This is a genomic window from Frankia sp. AiPa1 (assembly GCF_023243075.1).
GTDB lineage: Bacteria > Actinomycetota > Actinomycetes > Frankiales > Frankiaceae > Frankia.
Genome location: NZ_JALKFZ020000141.1, coordinates 60,078 through 77,707 on the forward strand (window position 1 = coordinate 60,078; position 17,630 = coordinate 77,707).

The window sequence follows — 17,630 nt, forward strand, 5'->3', positions numbered from 1 at the left end:
GGACCGTCTGCGTGCGGCCATCCCGCACGCAGACGGTCCGGCGCGGGCCGCGCCAGCGCCCCCCGGCCGCCGCCATCCACTAATCGAGGGGCGCGAGGCCAAGATGGTCACGCAGCGTTGAACCGACGTACTCGCTGCGGAAGACGCCCCACTCCTGCAGCAGCGGCACGACCGTGTCGGCGAACTCGTCCAGCCCACCGGGCGTGATGTGCGGGACCAGGATGAACCCGTCACTGGCCTTCGACTGGACGAAGTGGTTGATCGTCTCCGCGACCGTGCGCGCCGACCCGACGAACTGCTGACGCCCCGTCACCTCGATGACGACCTCGCGCAGGGAGAGCTTCTTGGTCTCCGCGAGCTCCCGCCACTGCTGGGCGGTCGCCACCCGGTCGGTGAACATCCGTACGCTCGCCCGCCCCTTCGCGACGGTGTTCTCGCCCGCCAGGGGGTCGATCTCCGGCACGGGACCGTCCGGGTCGTACCCGGAGAGGTCGCGGTTCCACAGCTGCTCGGCGTACATGATCGCGGTTGCGCCGCTGACCTGCTGGCGCCGGATCAGCGCGGCGCGTTCCCGGGCCTCGGCGTCGGTGTCCGCGAGCACGAACGTCGCCGCAGGCAGGACGACCAGTTCCTGCGGGAAACGGCCGTACTTCGCCAACCGGCCCTTGATGTCGGCGTAGAACGCCTGACCCGCGTCGAACGTGCTGTGCCGGCTGAAGATCGCGTCCGCGCCCGCGGCGGCGAACTCGCGCCCCGCGTCGGAGTCGCCCGCCTGGAAGATGACCGGGCGGCCCTGGGGACTGCGGGGGACGTTGAAGTGCCCCTGGATGTCGAAGAACTGGTCCCGGCGGGCAAACGCGCCGGGACCAGGCTCACGCAGGTACCGTCCGCTGCCGGCATCGGCGAGGACGTCGTCGCCCCGCCACGAGTCGAACAATTCGAGCGCCGTGGTCAGAAAGCTACGAGCCCGTTCGTAGCGGTCGGCCTCGGCGAGGTAGCCGCCACGGCGGAAGTTCTCGCCAGTGAAGGCATCCCAGGAGGTCACGACGTTCCAGGCCGCCCGCCCGGCGGACAGATGGTCAAGGCTGGCGAACTGCCGGGCCACCTCATAGGGCTCGTTGAAGGTGGAGTTGACGGTGCCGGCGAGCCCGAGCCGTTCGGTGACGCCCGCGAGCGCCGCGAGGACGGTGAACGTGTCCGGCCGGCCGACGACGTCAAGGTCGTGGATGCGCCCGTTCTGCTCGCGCAGCCGCAGCCCCTCGGCCAGGAAGAAGAAGTCGAACTTCGCGCGCTCGGCCGTCCGCGCCAGGTGCACGAACGAGCTGAACTCGATCTGGCTGCCGGCGGCGGGGTCGCTCCACACCGTCGTGTTGTTCACGCCGGGGAAGTGCGCCGCCAGGTGGATCTGCCTGCTCGGCCCGGACGGGGTCGGCCCGAATGCGCTGGGCCCGGACGGGGTCGGCCTGGTCACGAGGATCCTCCGCGGTCGGTCGTGGCTGACGTGCCGGACGGACACGGCTGGCCCAGGGGCCGGCCGGGCGGGAGACGGCGGGCACCGACGCGACAGCCGGGCCCGGACGCCGGGTCACCAACAGCGGCTGGAGGTGGCCCGGCAGAAGTCGATACAGCGGCGGCACGTCAACAGCACGGAGGTGCGCACCCCTCCGACTCTGAAAGGCCGCCCAGATGCGGTCAAGCCCACACCCTGTGAACTACGACACCGGCCCATTCCGCGCAGACACACATTGCCGAAGACGCACTGTCATGTGGCGTGCGCCACTTACCCTTCCGGTTGGCGGAGCTCGCCCGGCTGTGTTTTGGTTCACACATGCTGGCTTCGCCGCTACTCGTCCAGCGACGACACATCGACCTTCAGCTGGTCGCCGCCGCGCTGTGTCCCGGCGCTGGCGGCGGCCCACACTACGAGCAGCCACGGTAGCGGGATGCACGGTCACGGCGGTCGCTGACCCTGGGCGGGGCGACGGCGACAGCGGTCGATCTCACCGCGCCGACGATGGCACTGGGCCGGTCTACCGCCTACCCGAGCCGGATTCCGCCCATGAGGTCGCCATGACCTTGCCGACCTGTTCGGCTAGCGCCCGGGACCGGTCGGACTACTGTCCATGCGCTCATCCAGATGACCGGCCCCCGCCGAGGCCAGCGGCCACCTGATCCCACCAGAGGCGCCCAGACCCACGGATCGTCACCATCCGCACTCGACGGCAAAGCAAGATCCGGCTATCCATGTCGCTGTGGGGGGCAATTCGGACACGAACGCCCCCACAACGACCTGTTTGGATCTTCGACCGGTCCGGCTCCGCGTATTCCGTTGCGGAACGTGACTCCGGCCGTCTGGTGGCGGCACGCCGACCCCGAATCGGCCAGCGGGTCCGGGGCGGCGGCAGGACCGGCCGGCCGGCGAGCTCCGCTGCGGCCACAGACTCCACTGCGGCCACAGACTCCACTGCGGCCACAGACTCCGCTCCGGCCACAGACTCCGTTCCGGCCACAGACTGCCGCCGCAGCCACCGAACCCACTGCGGCCACGGACTCCGCGCCCACAGGTCCGGCCCGCCGTCCGCCTGGTCTCGAGGAGGTGGGCGCGGGAGCAGCACCCGACATGTTCAGCCGACCCCTGGAGGCCCAGATGACCAGCACCGACGCTCTGCTCACCAACGCCGTGCGCTACGCCCAGGCATTCACCGCCGGCGGACTTCCCCTGCCCCCGAAGCTTGGCGTCGCGGTCGTGGCCTGCATGGATGCCCGAGTCAACGTCTATGGCCTGCTCGGCCTGACCGAAGGCGACGCGCATGTGATCCGCAATGCGGGCGGCGCGGTGACGGACGACGAGATCCGCTCCCTGGCGATCAGCCAGCGGCTGCTCGGCACCCGGGAGATCATCCTGATCCACCATACGGACTGCGGCATGCTCACCTTCACCGACGAGCAGTTCAAGGCACAGATCGCCGCGGAGACCGGGATCCGCCCGCCCTGGGCGGTCGAGACGTTCACCGATCTCGAGGATGACGTCCGGCAGTCGATCGCGCGCATCACCTCCAGCCCCTTCATCCCGCACCGCGACTCGGTCCGCGGCTTCGTGTACTCGGTCGAGCGGGGCGAGCTCACCGAGGTCCAGTAACTCGCCCCCGTTACCCCCCAGCCGGCGACATGGACACATCCGCCCTTCGACGAGGTCGTCCGCCGAGGGGATACCGCATGCCCTACATTGGTCCAATGAGTGAGACAAGCATCTCATATTCTGAGACGCCTATCTGGGATCCGGCGACCTACGACGCGCAGCGGCGGCGGCTCGTACCCTCCTTCGACCTGCTCTACGGCACGGTCGGCGACCTGGTGGCGAGGACCGATGTGCCGAGTCCGACCGTGCTTGACCTCGGCTGTGGTACCGGTCTGCTGGGCGCGGCAGTGCTGAGTGCTGTGCCCGCCGCGCGGCTGCACCTGTTCGACGGCGCGGCGGCCATGCTGGAGCGCGCGCGGGCACGGCTGTCCGCCGAGAGCGTCACGGCGGCGACCGTCGCGGACCTGACCGGTGCGCTGCCGGCCGGGCCGTTCGACGCGGTCGTCTCCGGCCTGGCGATCCATCACCTCGATGATCCGGGGAAACAGGACCTGTTCGCCCGGATCGCCGGCGTACTGCGTCCAGGTGGGCTGTTCGTCAACCTCGAGCAGGTGGACGGGCCCAGCCCGACGCTGACCCGCCTCTACGCGGACATGCACGAGCGCCACGCCCGCTCGTCGGGGTCGGACGATGCCGAGTGGCAGGCGGCGCTGGGCCGGATGGCCTTCGACCGGTGCGCCTCCCTGGCCGACCAGCTCGGTTGGCTCACCGACGCCGGATTCGCCCCGGTGGACTGCATCGTGCGTGACGGTCGGTTCGCCGTCTACGCCGGCTGGCGGGCCTGACCAGGGTCCTGACCCGGGCCCGGCATGCGGGGCGCGTCACAGGACGCCCAGGATGGCGCCGACATCGCGCCGAAGGCCGGGCAGCATCGCGTACAGCGGGCCACCGGGGCAGGTGGTGGTCATCCAGTCCCGGTGACCGCTGATCGCGGGAACCCGACAGTGTGCGCCGCCGACCGGGTCCACGTACCGGACCGTGCCGGCCGGGTCGAGTCGGTGCGCGCCGATGAGTACGAGCAGTACCAGGGCGAGGGAGCGGCACGCGGCCGGCGTGGGCGCCCGGGTGGTGAAGTCGCCCATCATGGCCACGCCGAGGTTTCCGGCGTTGTGGCCGCCGACGTGCGCGCCGGTCACCACCCGGCCGTCCAGGCTGTGCGCGGGGATCTCGTCGTCGCCCGACCATCGCCCTTCGTATACGGCGCCGGCGTTGTCGATAAGCAGGTGGTAGCCGACATCCGCCCAGCCGCGGACCTTCGTATGCAGCCGGTAGACCTCGCGCACCGCCGCGGTGGGATCGGCGTCGTCCACCGGGAGGTCGGTGTGGTGAACGGTGACGGCCTGCGCGGGGTGGTAGGTCATCGGCCAAGGCCGGCCGGTCGACGGATTGATCCGCCAGGACTCGTCGGCGCCCCAGGCGGCCCTGCGCACGTAGCGCACGCCCAGCAACGGCAGCGGCTCCGCCGCCGGAGACCTCTGCCGGACGGGCACGCCGGCGATCGACTGGTCCACACCCGCGCTGCCCGCCACGCCGCTACCGGTTGCCTCGCCGCTGCCGGCCGGTACGCCCCCCGCCTGGAATCCCGCCGAACGGCCTCCCCCGGACTGGGCTCCCGCGGACCGGGCTCGGGCGGCCTGGGCCGCTCCGGTCCAGGTCCCCGCGGGCGAGAGTGGGAGCCCGCCACCGGGTGGCAGCGGCGGGCCCGGGACAGGGGACGCCCACACCCGGGTGGGCGTCAGCGTCAGGGCGCCGGCGAGCGTTCCGCCGGCACCGGCCAGGCTCAGCGCGGTCCGGCGGGTCAGAGCGGTCCGGCGGGTCAGGGCAGTCCGGGATGGACGGACAGACGGGTCGGCCACAGCGCAACCTCCGGGTCGCAGGATGGAATGTGGTTACGCTACGTCACCAGCAATCTCACCCTGTGTAATGACGCTCGGAGGTCCAGCGGTACGCCTCCGCCTCGATGATCCTGGGCGTGCCGGGGCCGGGATCCTCGATGACGAATCCCCGGGCCCCCGTCACCGCCGGCGGCGACATGCCCTCACCGTCGTCGTAGCGCTGATAGTAGTGCCACGTCGGGGGGCCGACAGGCGATGACGAACCGCCCTGCGGCGAATCCTCGTGCCGCCGCCGGTAGCTGATCTCCGTGGTCATCCGCGCGCCGCGGTCTCGGTGGCCGACCGCCATGGGGTCACCGACGGTGACATAGTGGCCGTTGGTCGAGGCCCCGCGCGGCCAGCCATCGAACACCGGCGGGCGTCCTGTCCTGCCGGCCCCGGCGGCAGATCCGGCGGCTCCGGCGATCGGCCCGGTATCCGGGCCACGGGCGGAATGCCGGCCGGTGGAGCCGCCCGTGTGCCGGGCAAGCCCACCGGCGATGCCGGCACCGATCCCCGCACCTCCGCCCCCGCCCCTGGCGCCAGCGCCACGGCTACCATCACCACCGGCGGTCGATGGGCCTATGCCTATGCCGCCGGACCGCGTCCTGCTGCTGGCGGCAAGGCCCGTGGGGGCGGCGCCGAAGCGGCGCGAGTCCATCCCGTCCGGCCCGTGGGCCGCGCCGCCAACCGCGCCGGCCGGCAGGCCGTAGGGGGCTCGCCGTCGCGCCCCGCCCCGGGCTCCCCGGCCGGTGGTGATCGGGGTGGTGACCCGATGCGGCCCGGTCATCGGCGCCTGGCCGGCGCCGGCCGGGTGGCCGCGTGGCTCGTCGGCGTCCTCGCGCAGGCCGAAGCGGTCGTGCAGGCGGCGCAACGGCCCGGGCGCCCACCAGTTGTAGTCACCGGCCAACGCCATGAACGCCGGCACGAGGATCGCCCGCACGACCGTGACGTCCAGGGTGATCGCGATGGTCAGTCCCACCCCGACTAGTTTGATCATGCTGATGTGCGACGTGGACAGGGCGACCATCACCACGACCAGGGCCAGGGCGACGCTGGTGATCAACGGGCCGGTGGCCCCGAGGCCGATCGCCACGGCCTCCGTGTTGTCCCGCGTGCGCTGGTACTCCTCGCGGATCCGAGCGAGCAGGAAGATCTCGTAGTCCATGCTCAGCCCGAACGCGATGAAGAACATCAGCACGGGACTGGTCATCTCCAGCGTCCCGGACACCTGGAAGCCGCCGACCAGGCCGCGCAGGTGCCCGTCCTGGAAGATGAACGTCAGCAGGCCGATCGTCGCCAACAGGTTCAACGAGTTCAGCAGCATCGCCTTGAGCGGGAGCAGCACGCTGCCGGTGAACAGGAACAACAGCACGAACGTGGCAACCATCACCACTGCGAACGCGCCGGGCAGGCTGTGCAGGATCGTGTGAGAGGTGTCCAGGAAGTGCGGCGCCAGACCGCCCATGAGGATCGCGAACGGCGCGGGTGTCGCCTCGATCCGCCGGACGAGCCTCTTGGCCGCCTCCGACGTCGGTGAGCTATCCGTCTGCCACACCGAGAGCCAGGCACCCCCGTGGTCGCCGACGTAGCTCTCCTTGTCGGTCGACGGCGGCACGGCCAGCCTGCCGGCCACGAATCTGCCGGTGACCGTGTCGATGGCGGCGACGCCCGGCAACGCCGAGAGCCGCGTGGCGTAGGCCGTCAGTTTCGCCGCGTTGGTCGGGTCACGGGCATCCAGGCCCGGCACCACGATCGGGATCTGGCACGGCAGGCAGGCCACGAAGTCGGTGCGCATCGCGTCGTTCACGACATGGGATTCCGCACCGGCGGGCAGGACGGTGTCGTCCGCGAGCGAGAGGTTGAGGCTGCGCAGCGGCAGCGCGCACAGCAGCAGGACGACCACCGCGGCGCCGCCGAAGACGATCGGTCTGGCAAGCACCTTGCGCCCCAGGGCCGTCCAGCCCCGGCCGGCTCCGGACATCCCCTCCGCGCCCCCGGCGTGCCGTCTGCGGGCCTGCCCACGCCGGGCGAAGCAGGAGCGGGCGATCGCCGCCCGGATGTCACCGCGATCGAGCCGGTCACCGAGCACCATCAACGCCGCCGGCAGCACCAGCAGCGCCGCGACCTCCGACGCGACGACCACGATGGCCCCGGCGAAGGCGAACGAGCGCAGGTAGTCCAACGGGAAGACGAGCGCGGCGGTCAGCGAGAGGGCGACCGTCATCCCCGAGAAGAAGACCGTGCGGCCGGCGGTCTCCAGGGTGCGCCGCAGGGCGGCTCCGGGGAACAGGCCGCGGGCCTGTTCCTCCCGGAATCTTCGCAGGATGAACAGGCTGTAGTCGACGGCGAGTCCGAAGCCGAGCGCCGTCGTCAGGTTCACCGAGAACACCGAGATGTCGGTGACGGTCGCCGTCAGCCGCAGCAGGGCGAGGCTCGACACGACGGCGACCACGCCGACGAGCACCGGCAGCAGGGCCGCCGCGACCGTGCCGAACGCGTAGAGCAGGACGAGGAACACCAGCGGCGCCGCGGCCAGCTCGCCACGTTCAAGGTCCGTCCTACTGTGTTCGGTGACATCACGCATGACGGCCGGGGCGCCACCGAACCTCACCTGCACGCCTGGCCCGCTGTGGGCGTAGGCGTCGTGCAGCTCGTTGAGCCGGTCCTGGATGTGATCCTCGGTGCCGGTCAGCCGGAACACGATGAGGGCCGAGCGGGTGTCCTTCGAGCGCAGCAGCGGGTTACCCGGGGTGGTCGCGCCCGGCCAGTAGGAGGCGACCGAGGTGACACCCGGCTCGGCGGTGATCTGCTGGGTGAGCTCCCGTCCCAGCCGGTCCGGCGTCGGGCCGGCGACGCCCTCCGACGAGGTGATGAGGATACCGATGTTCGGCGGCGCGTCCGGGAACTCCTCGTCGAGCAGCTGCTCGGCTCGGGTTGACGGATCGGACTTGGCGTAGAAGCCGCCGGTGGCCAGCTGGTGGTAGATTCCCGCGTTCCACGGGAGCAGGACGACGACGAGGAGGCAGGCGGCGGCCAGCAGGCGTCCACGGTGCAGGACGGCGAGGTCCGCCGCCATGGTGAACATGGAACGCCGAGGCGCGGGCACACCCGCCATCGACGCCATCGAGGCCATCACCCGCGGCGGTGCCGAGGCACGGTCGGCCGCGGACGGCATCGGCCGCGCGGGCCGATGTTCCGGTCGCTCGCCGTCTTCGTCGGGCTCATGCGGCAGCGCCACATACGCCTCCCGACCGGCGGCGCCCCGATCGATCCGGGGTTCGCGTTGCGGCGCCGAATCGGCGAACAACGGCATGACGCTCCCTTCGAGCTGCCCCCCGCCTCGTTGGATGTCCCGGTGGACGGTGTAATGGTGACACCGCCGAGATTGCCAGACCGACGGGCCCGCTCGGTTCGACGTGCAACATCCCGATTCGCCATTCTGACGCTAGACCTGCCCGACCAGCCCCAACCCGAAATACCCCCGTTCGGGGGTGGCGGCAGGTGGCATGGGTGGGCCCAGTGACATTCCGTACCCGGAAATCCCGCCGCGGCGGGGACGACGACCGAGGGGGATCGGGCCGTCCGGCGTACCACTGGCGGGAGGGAATACCGGCGGCCCGATCTCGAAGGTGGTACGGCAATACCTGGCGCCTGAACATCGTCTGACTGGATCGCCCGGCACCCGCGACACCGGTGCATGCGACGTCCGGCGACATGGCCGAAATGATGCCGCCGCGGCCCGCCGAACGATGGGATTTGTGCCCGCCCCGGAACGTGCAGAAAGTCAGGCTCGCATCGGGCCGACATTTCTGCGATCCAGATGTCGAAGGTCTCGTCGGAATTCCGGCAAATGGCCCGCCACATCATTCCAGAGCTCCCCTGGGAGGCTCGGGAACGCTGCCGGTCCAGGAACGCCGCGGGTTCCCGGCCGACCACAAGAACATCCCCTCGCCGGCACCGTCCGCGCGGTGCGGCATGGGGGTGACAGCGGGGCCGGTGCGGCGGAGCGGGTCGCACCGGCCCCGCGCCTGTCTCGCACCAGGCCGGACGTCCACCACCGTACGGTGCCGCTGGCCCTGTTCCGCCGCGCGAACGGCCTCACGATGCGGTCGCGTTCCGCATCAGTGATCCCGCGCATCATTGTGACCATGCCGGCAGGTCGGGTGACCCGGGGCGCCCCAGGTCACCCGACCTGCCGGCGACTGCTCGTGGTTTCCTCCCGCCCACGCTCGGCCACGGCCATGGTTGCCGGGACCGTCGCGTAGGCAACGGCACGATTGTGCGGAACCGTCCGTCGGCGAACAGGGTGAGTGAGCAGTGTGCCGGCATCCGTGAGTCACCGACCAGCAGGCCGGCGAGCACCGGATCGGCGAACATCGGGTCGGTCGATGACCTGGACTGTGCGGGCGGGTGGCCGGCGTGACTCGAACCCGCGCGTTCGGGTGTCGGACCTTGCTCGGTCCGGCACCCGAATGCGCGGGGCGCGCCCCGCCGGGCCCCACAACGCTGTGTTCCCCACGGTCCAGCACCGTCGATATCAGCAGCTGGTCAGATAGTTACTGCTCCGAGAGCGGCCTCTGCGACCACAGCCGGTCGGAAACCAACTGGTCCCTATGACGGCTGGTTCGGTGACCGCTGATCACGGTCGTGGGAGACGGATCAGCCGGATTCGGCCGATCCCGCACCGTAACGACCGGACCGCTGTCAAGGCAGCATGCCCAGCTGACGGGCCGCGTGCACGGCCGCCGTGCGGTTACGCACACCCAGCTTGCGCATGATGCTGCGCAGATAGGCCTTCACCGTCTCCGGCGAAACCGTCAACCGTCGGGCCGTCTCGACGTTGGACAGGCCGAGAGCGACCTGCGCCAACACTTCGAGCTCACGCGGCGTGAGCGCGAGCCGGCCACCGACCTTCGTATCCTGGTCGAGCAGACCGCGCAGCAGCTCCGACACGCCCCCGATCCGTCCCCGCAGCAGCGGGTCGGCTACGTGTTCGGTGACTTCCTGCAGTTCCCGGTAGGCCAGGCGCAGGCTTTCCTGCGGCTGACCGGGCGAGCGCGGCAGTGGCACCGCGCCCACTGGGTGTGCGGCGATGGGTGGACGGCGCCCTGGTGGCGCCGTCGATGACAGCGAATCCCCATGTACGGCAACCGCACCCAGCTCACGTTCCATCAGACGAGCCGTCGCAATGGCCGCCCGAACGGCGGCCTCGGTGAACGGCACTTCGGTCCGCATGGCTCCATAGAGCACGGCGACGACCGTGCCCCCCATGCTGACCGGTACCGCGAGAATCGCTCCGAACTCGCTGCCCTCGAACGGCACGGCAGTCGAGCGAAGAACCCTTCTCGTCGCCGCCGAGTCGTTGATGACGACCGGACGGCTGTGCCGCACCACCTGTCCACCGATTCCCGTACCCGGTGGAACGGAGGCGCCGAGCAGTCCACTCGGCGCTGGTCCGTCCACGTTGGTGACGGTCAATCGGCCAGAATGCGGCGCGACTATTCCACCGAATGTGAGATGGGCTCCTGATGAAGCGCGCAGCCGGGCAAGCGCCCGCGGCAGGACCGTCTGCACGCGACTTGGGGCCGACACGTCTACGGTCACGAGCGTCCCCTTCCCCGACCTGGTAAGACCGAGCGAATCGTAGCACCCGTTTTACATTAGCCACAGATAAGTGCACAAACGGCATGCCGGCGAAAGTCGGGCGAGGGTGTTCTGGAGTTCACGCGTAACGGATCCCACGGGCCCGATTTTCGATCACCGGGTGGGCGTCACGGACCCGACCTGGGAGTCGACCGAGGGCTCGGACCGGGGCTGAGCCGGGGCGGGCGGCGGCACGGGTGGCGGCACAGGTGGCGGCACGGGTGGCGGCGCGGGCGGGGCTTCGCGGACCGTCGCCATCGCGCGCAGTCGGGCAAGCCCGGCGAGCAGGCGGAGTTCGGCGATGCTGCGCGGGGCGCTGTCCAGCAGAGCCGGGGACATCACCAGGATCGCGACCACCTGGGCCCGGGAGAGTGCCACGTTGAGCCGGTTACGGGAGAGCAGGAAGTCCAGCCCGCGCGGCGCCTGCGCCGCACTGGACGTCGTGAGGGAGGTGATCACGACCGCCGCCTCCTGGCCCTGGAACCGGTCGACCGTGCCGACCCGCACGCCGACCAGCCCGGCGGCGTGCAGGGCCCGCTCGATCGCCCGGACCTGCCGGTTGTACGGGGCCACGACCAGCATGTCCGCCACGCCCAACGGCCGGCTGTGCTCGCCGTCGACGAAGGTGCGGCCCACCAGGTCGGCCAGGAGCGCACAGACCGCGTCGACCTCGGCATCGCTGCGGGTGCTGGCTCCCTCGTGCGCGACGTCGAGCAGGTGCAGCCCCGGCTCGACCCCCGCCACCGAGCGTCCGGCGGCCACCGGGTGGGCCTGCAGCCGGCCGCCGTAGGCCAGCGCCGACACCGGCGCGCAGACCGCGGGATGCAGCCGGCGGGTCCGGTCGAGGAAGTAGCCGTACGCCGGCGGGATGACCTCGCCGGCACCGGGCCGCGCCAACTGATCGGACCGGGCCAGCTGGTCGGACCGCGCCAGCTGATCGGACCGGGCCAGCGCACCGTCGCCGGCCTGGGTGCCCACACCCAGCAGATGGGTCAGTGCGGAGGCGTCGGCACCGTCCGGATGGATGCCCGCGACCACCTGCGGAAGCTGCTGCGGGTCACCGAGCAGTACCAGGTTGCGGGCGGCGCCGGCCACCGCGAGCGTGTCCGCCAGGGCGAACTGGCCGGCCTCGTCGATGATGAGCACGTCGAACGGTTCGGCCGCGAGCGCCGGGTTGGCGAACGCCCAGGCCGTGTCACCGACCAGGTGCCCGTGAGGGTGCTCGCGGCGCCAGGCGGCCAGCGCCTTCAGGTCCCGCGGGGTGTCCCAGGGCGGCGTGTCCCGCGGCGCCGCCCGGTCTGACGTCGCGGGACCGCTCGCACGCGGGCGGGAGCGGCGCGCCTTCTTCGCCGCGGGCAGCCGCCGCTCGCCCAGGGCGGCGAGCATCGCGTTCTCGATCGCCTTGTGGCTGGTCGAGCAGATCCCCACCGAGGCGCCACCGTCGACCAGATGCCGGATGAGCCGGCCGGCCAGGTATGTCTTGCCGGCACCGGGCGGCCCCTGGACGGCGAGGTAAGAACCGTCCAGGGTGCTGACCGCGGCGAGCACCGCCGCCACCTGGTCGTCGCCGTGTTCGGCCGGGTCCGGCAGGCCCGGCGCCGCGCCTGCCCGGCGCCGGGGCGGGAGGCGGCGCAGCAGGTCGATGCCCGCGTCGAGGGGCAGCGCGGGCAAGGCGGCGGCCGTCCGTTCGGCGAGGAGGCGAACCGCCGCCGGCTTCGGCTTCGGCGACACCGGCTCGCCGGGCAGCACCGCCAGCGGCAGGGCTCGGGTGGTCCGCTCGGGTGGGGTGCTCTCGGTCAGGACCAGGCTGTCCGCATCGGCCTGGTCGACGGTGGCGTCGGTGGTCGTGCCCGGGGCGCCGGGCGGGCCCGGGTAGAGCAGGCGCACCGACTCGCCGCGTTCGAAGGGATGCGGTCGGCGTGGGTCGACCCGGGCGCGCAGCTCCCGGCGGGTGTTTCGGCGCCGCCCGGACGGCTCGTCCCAGTCCTGCGCCACCTGCCAGCCGATCGGCACCGCGCAGTCGTCGGCGGACTCGAGTGTCTCCCGGTCGGCCCGCAGCGCGGCGAAGTAGGTCCACCACGCCGGCTTGTTCTCCCGCCGGTGGTAGCCGATGGCAGCGGCCAGCAGGGCCCGGGCCCGCTCGTCGTCCGACCAGGTCGCGGGATCCGCCGGCAGGCCTGTGACCAGGGCCTGCACTACCGCGTCGCCGTCGGCATCGGGGTCACCGTCGAGTGCGCTCTGTCCCGGCAGCGCCCCGCCGGCCGCGGCGCTGCCGGGACCGTCCGGGCCGACGGCGTCGCCGAGCTCGGCGCTCGGGTCCGGGACGAAGGCCGAGACGCCGGCCTCGCCGCGCAGGCCGAGCAGCCAGCGGTGCAGGCGATGGGTGGAGACGCAGTCGACCCGGTTGTAGGCGGCGATCTCGGCGAGCAGCCGGTCGGCCTGTGCCGTCTCGCCCGCGGCCCGATGTTCGAGGACGGTCTCGTAGGCCACGATGCTGTCCGCCGCGGTGGTGACCGCCGCCGTCCGCGCGCCCGGGTAGAACAACGGCTCCAGATACTTGATCGAGTAGGACGGCTGGGAGACCCGCAGGCTGCGCCGGACCACCGCGTGCAGGTCGACCAGCCGGTGCCCGCGCAGCAGGTCGTCCACCTCACGTTCCCGGGTGCCGTGACGGGCGGCGAGGCGGCGCAGCGCGTTCGGTTCGTAGGGCGCGTAGTGGTAGATGTGGGCGCGTGGATGGTCGCGCAGTCGCGCCGTCGTCCAGTCGACGAACTCCTCGAACGCCCGTCGCTCCCCGGCCCGGTCGTGGGCCCAGAAGGCGTGGAACTGCTCACCGGGCAGACCCGCCTCCTCCCCCGGCACGGCCACCTCCCCGCCCGCCGCCTGATGGGGCTCCCGCACCGCCCCGTTGGGCACCGCCATCCCGTCCGGGCGGGCCACCCCGCTCGGGCCGTCCGCGTCGCGCGGCCTGTTCGGGGGATGGGTGAGGATCACCGCTCCGAAGAGGTACTCCAGGCCGGAGGCCTCCAACGCGTACGGATCACCTTCCATGTCGAAGTAGATGTCGCCCGGATCCGGTGCCGGCATCATCGCGAGGCCGGACGCGTCCACCATCCGCACGCTCACCGTCCCGAGCGGGTCGTCCGTACTGCGCGACGCATCCTGGGCGGCCTGCAGCTCGGCCTGTAGCCGCAGGCCGGCGAACGCGGTGGCGGAGATCTCCGCCGGGCGGCGCTCGTCCGCCGCCGCGGCGAGCTCCTCGACGGTGGTGATGCCGGCGCCGCGCAGCGCGTCCCGCTGCTGCCCGCGCAGGCCCGCGACCAGGGACAGGTCCCGGGCCTGCGCGCGCTGCGAGCCGCAGTGCTCGGCGAAGGCGCAGGTCGCGCACTGGGCGCGGGGCTCGGCCCAGGTCGGCGTGGGCAGCCGCGCCGGACGGGCCAGACGGGCCTCGAGCCGGCCTCGTGTGTGCGCGACGAGCGACGCGAAGTCGTCCACGCGGAACGACCGCACCACTGCGGCCGAGGTGGCCCCAGCCGACGTGCCCCCAGCCGACAGGTCCGTCGGCGCGGGGTGCACCAGGTGCATCAGAGCCGGGACGGGCACGCCGACCGACGGCAGCGCGACGGCGTAGGCGGCCAGCTGCAGGACGGCGGCGGGCCGGGCCTGCCGGGTGAGCTTCGCGTCGACCGGCTCGTAGTGGCCGGGTCGCGCCGGGCCGAGCGCCGCGCCGGTATACGGATCCAGGTGTGCGGCGAGGAGGAAGTCGGGGCGGCCGAGAAAGGCGGGACGGCCGGCGCCCGGGCCAGCCTCGAACAACACCCCCTGGTAGACCACCGGGACGCCGCGGGCGAGCGCCTCGCGGGTGCGTGCCACCGCGGCGGCCAGGCCGTCCGCCGTGGGCGCCGGGCGCGGGATCTCCACGACGCCGTCCGCGCCGAACGTGCGGCGCAGATGCGCGAGCCAGCGCCGCTCGTGCGCCTCGCCGTGGTGCACCGCGGTGCGGTCAGGCGGGCTCAGCCGCAGCCTCGGAAGGCCGCCACGCGGGTCACCCTGACCGTCCGAAGGGACCCCGCCCTCCGATGGGACCCCGCCATCCGGGGACGGCCCACCGTCCTGCGGCACACCGCCGTCCGGGGACGCCCCAGCGCCCGGGTGCACACCGCCGATCGGGCTGCCGTCGCCCCCCGGGGGCGCCAGTTCGACGGCGGCCGCCGCCCGCCCGTCCGCCAGCGCATGGGCGAGCACCGCGCGGTGCCCGCATTCGACGACGTCCACGAGGTCGCTCGCGGAGATGACCCACCGCCCGTCGAGCCTGTACACCCGCACCATCCCGTCCGGCCGTCCGGCGCGGCCCGGGCTAGAGCCTGACACCGCCCTGTCCGGCCATCGGCGTGGAGGTCCGCGGCCGCCGCGTCGTCTGGTCCGCTATAAGTCCCGCCGCTGTGCCGGCGCCGGCACCTTGGCACTTTCGGGCCAGTCCTGGTGGGCCGGGAGGGCCTGGCGGCAGGTCATCCCATTGGGCCACCTCTATCGGGTGTTCCTGGCCTGGAAAGCCCCTTTTTCGGCCGACGGAAAAATTTGTGGTTCCGGCCACACCACCATCTCGGCTACTACCGCACGCGTCCGAAGAGTCGCGCACCGCGCAGCGGTTGTCCAGTACAACACCATTCGTCCGATACACCGTCGTCCGGTACGACTATCCGCGGTCCGGTACTACGATGCGTACCGGGATCAGGGAGGGCGCGGCGTGCGCGGCATCGACCGACTGCTGCATCCACGGGTCGTCGCCGTCGTCGGGGCGAGCCGCGAGCCGGGCACGGTCGGTCACGAGGTGTTCCGCCGGCTGCTGGCGAGTGGCTTCACCGGGACGGTCTACCCGGTCAACCCGGCAGCCAGCCACGTGGCGTCCGTCTACGCCTACCGGGATCTCGCAGACGTGCCCGCCCCCGTGGACCTCGCCGTCCTCGCGGTGCCGGCGCCGGGAGTCGCGGCCGTGCTGCGGACCTGCGTGGCCCGCGGTGTGCGCTCGGTGATCGTCGTTTCGTCCGGTTTCGCCGACGCGGGGCCGGCGGGGCTCGCGCGCCTCGCCGAGGTCGTCCAGATCGCCCGGGACGGCGGCATTCGCCTGCTCGGCCCGAACGCGATGGGAGTCATCAACACCGCGCCCACCTCCCGGCTGCACGCGACCTTCGCCGTGGGTTCCCCGCCGGTCGGGCGAGTCGGGGTGCTGACCCAGTCCGGGGCGCTGGCGGGAACGTTCCTCACCGACGCGGCGCGCCGCGCGATCGGGTTCTCGACCTTCGTCTCCACCGGCGATCGCTCCGACGTGTCGACCAACGACCTGCTCGAATACTGGCAGGACGATCCGCGGACCGAGGTCGTCCTGGTGCATCTGCAGAGTTTCGGAAATCCGCGGCGCTTCGCCAGGATCGCCCGTCGCCTTGGCCGGACGACACCGGTGGTGGCGCTCAAAAGCGGCCGGGATCTCACCGACGGTGCCGCCGACGCGCTGTTCACCGGTGCGGGGGTGATCCGGGTCGACACCCTCAACCAGCTCTTCGACACCGCGGCGCTACTGGCCCACCAGCCACTGCCGGCCGGGCGCCGGGTCGGCGTGGTGGGGACGTCCAGCGCACTCGCGGCCCTCGCCACCGACGCCTGCCACAGCTACGGTCTGCGGGTGCCGCGGCTGTCGAGCCCGACCCGCGCGGCCCTCGCCGAGATCGTCGGCCACGGCGACACCGGCAACCCCGTCGACCTCGGCCCGCTAGCCGACCCCGAACGCTTCGACGCGGCGCTACGCCGGGTGGTGGGCAGCGGTGAGGTCGACGCCCTGCTCGCCCTGGTCACCCCGCACGCCCAGGTCGACCGGCTCGGCGCCGCCGTGCGCGCGGTCGCCCTCGAACACGGACTGCCGGTGCTCGCCTCCTACCTGGGGCACGACGGGATGCCGGCGGCCCTCGCCGTCCCCGACGACGAGGGCTCCCCCGGCCGGGGTTCGGTGCCGTCCTACTCCTCGCCGGAGTCCGCGGCGCTCGCGCTGTCCCGCGCCGCCGATCACGCCGCCTGGCGGGCCCGGGAGCAGGGCCGGGTGCCGGAGCTCACCGACATCGACGCCGAGCACGCCCGCGCGCTCGCCGACCATGCCGCCACCGACCATGCCGCCACCGGCCACATCGCCACCGGCCAGGAAGGAGCTACCGGTTCCGGGCCAGCCGCCGCGGGTGCCCGCCCGGTCAGCCACGTCGGCGACTGGTTGGCGGAGCCGGTGGCGCATGCCCTGCTCGCCGATGTCGGCCTGCGCGCGTGGCCAAGCGCCCGGGTGGCCACGCGCGACGCCGCTCTGGCCGCCGCGCACGACCTCGGCTGGCCCGTCGCGCTCAAGATCGCCGACGAACGGTTCCGCAGCCGGCTCGACGTCGGTGCCGTCCAGCTCGGCGTGGGTGACGCGAGCGAGCTCGCCGCCGCCTGGCAGACGGTGCGCGCCGCGGTGGGCCCCGGCGACATGCTCGTCCAGCCGATGGCACCGGGCGGGGTGTCCACGGTCGTGCGGATGCACCAGGATCCCGCCGTCGGACCGCTGGTCTCGCTGCGTCTGGGCGGCGCCGTCGGGGACCTGCTCGCCGACCCCGTCGCCCGCATCCTGCCGCTGACCGACCGGGACGCGACCGATCTCATCGCCACCGTCCGCGGCAGCGTGCTGCTGCTCGGCGGCTCCGGCGCCCCCGCCGCCGACACCAGCGCCCTCGCCGACCTGCTGCACCGCGTGGCCCGCCTGGCCGAGGAGGTGCCGGCGATCGCCGAGATCCTGCTCGATCCGGTGCTCGTCGGCCGCCGCGGCGTGGTGCTCCTGCACGCCGGCATCCGACTGGGAAACCCGGACTAGCAGACTCAGCGGCGCGCCGACGGCCTGTGCCGCACGCTCGCGGCCGGCCTTGACGGGAAGATCTCAAGCGCCCGTTTCCGGAGAG

Annotated in this window: 8 protein-coding genes; 3 read left to right on the forward strand and 5 right to left on the reverse strand. The window is 72.5% G+C overall.

The window, feature by feature from the left end:
- Positions 1-79 precede the first annotated feature (79 nt).
- Positions 80-1,471, reverse strand: coding sequence for an NtaA/DmoA family FMN-dependent monooxygenase (locus MXD95_RS15410; RefSeq protein WP_250641316.1), 1,392 nt, complete (start codon positions 1,469-1,471; stop codon positions 80-82).
- 1,176 nt (positions 1,472-2,647) lie between these two features.
- Here MXD95_RS15410 and MXD95_RS15415 point away from each other — a divergent pair.
- The gene (locus MXD95_RS15415) at positions 2,648-3,139 is read left to right on the forward strand and encodes a beta-class carbonic anhydrase (protein WP_250641382.1); all 492 of its coding nucleotides are present in this window, start codon (positions 2,648-2,650) and stop codon (positions 3,137-3,139) included.
- A gap of 95 nt (positions 3,140-3,234) precedes the next feature.
- Positions 3,235-3,924, forward strand: coding sequence for a class I SAM-dependent methyltransferase (locus MXD95_RS15420; RefSeq protein ID WP_250641317.1), 690 nt, complete (start codon positions 3,235-3,237; stop codon positions 3,922-3,924).
- 36 nt (positions 3,925-3,960) lie between these two features.
- Here MXD95_RS15420 and MXD95_RS28965 read toward each other — a convergent pair whose 3' ends face one another.
- The 4 genes from MXD95_RS28965 to MXD95_RS15440 all read right to left on the reverse strand — a co-directional run bounded on the left by MXD95_RS28965 (position 3,961) and on the right by MXD95_RS15440 (position 14,979).
- Positions 3,961-4,995 carry an N-acetylmuramoyl-L-alanine amidase gene (locus tag MXD95_RS28965; RefSeq protein WP_250641318.1) on the reverse strand — a complete coding sequence of 345 codons (1,035 nt, stop codon included), beginning with the start codon at positions 4,993-4,995 and terminating at the stop codon, positions 3,961-3,963.
- A 55-nt stretch (positions 4,996-5,050) separates the two neighbouring features.
- The gene (locus MXD95_RS15430) at positions 5,051-8,329 is read right to left on the reverse strand and encodes an MMPL family transporter (RefSeq protein WP_250641319.1); all 3,279 of its coding nucleotides are present in this window, start codon (positions 8,327-8,329) and stop codon (positions 5,051-5,053) included.
- Between the two features lie 1,391 nt (positions 8,330-9,720).
- Entirely contained in the window at positions 9,721-10,620 is a 900-nt protein-coding gene (locus MXD95_RS15435; RefSeq protein ID WP_250641320.1) for a LuxR C-terminal-related transcriptional regulator, read from the reverse strand.
- 153 nt (positions 10,621-10,773) lie between these two features.
- Entirely contained in the window at positions 10,774-14,979 is a 4,206-nt protein-coding gene (locus MXD95_RS15440; RefSeq protein ID WP_250641321.1) for a TM0106 family RecB-like putative nuclease, read from the reverse strand.
- Between the two features lie 427 nt (positions 14,980-15,406).
- On the opposite strand from MXD95_RS15440, the gene MXD95_RS15445 reads away from it, so the two are divergent.
- Positions 15,407-17,545, forward strand: coding sequence for an acetate--CoA ligase family protein (locus tag MXD95_RS15445; RefSeq protein ID WP_250641322.1), 2,139 nt, complete (start codon positions 15,407-15,409; stop codon positions 17,543-17,545).
- Positions 17,546-17,630 lie beyond the last annotated feature (85 nt).

Bases quoted from the DNA above. Each gene is read 5' to 3' on its own strand.
- MXD95_RS15415 (WP_250641382.1), top strand. From the start codon at position 2,648: ATGACCAGCACCGACGCTCTGCTCACCAACGCCGTGCGCTACGCCCAG.
- MXD95_RS15420 (WP_250641317.1), top strand. From the start codon at position 3,235: ATGAGTGAGACAAGCATCTCATATTCTGAGACGCCTATCTGGGATCCG.
- MXD95_RS15430 (WP_250641319.1), bottom strand. From the start codon at position 8,329: ATGCCGTTGTTCGCCGATTCGGCGCCGCAACGCGAACCCCGGATCGAT.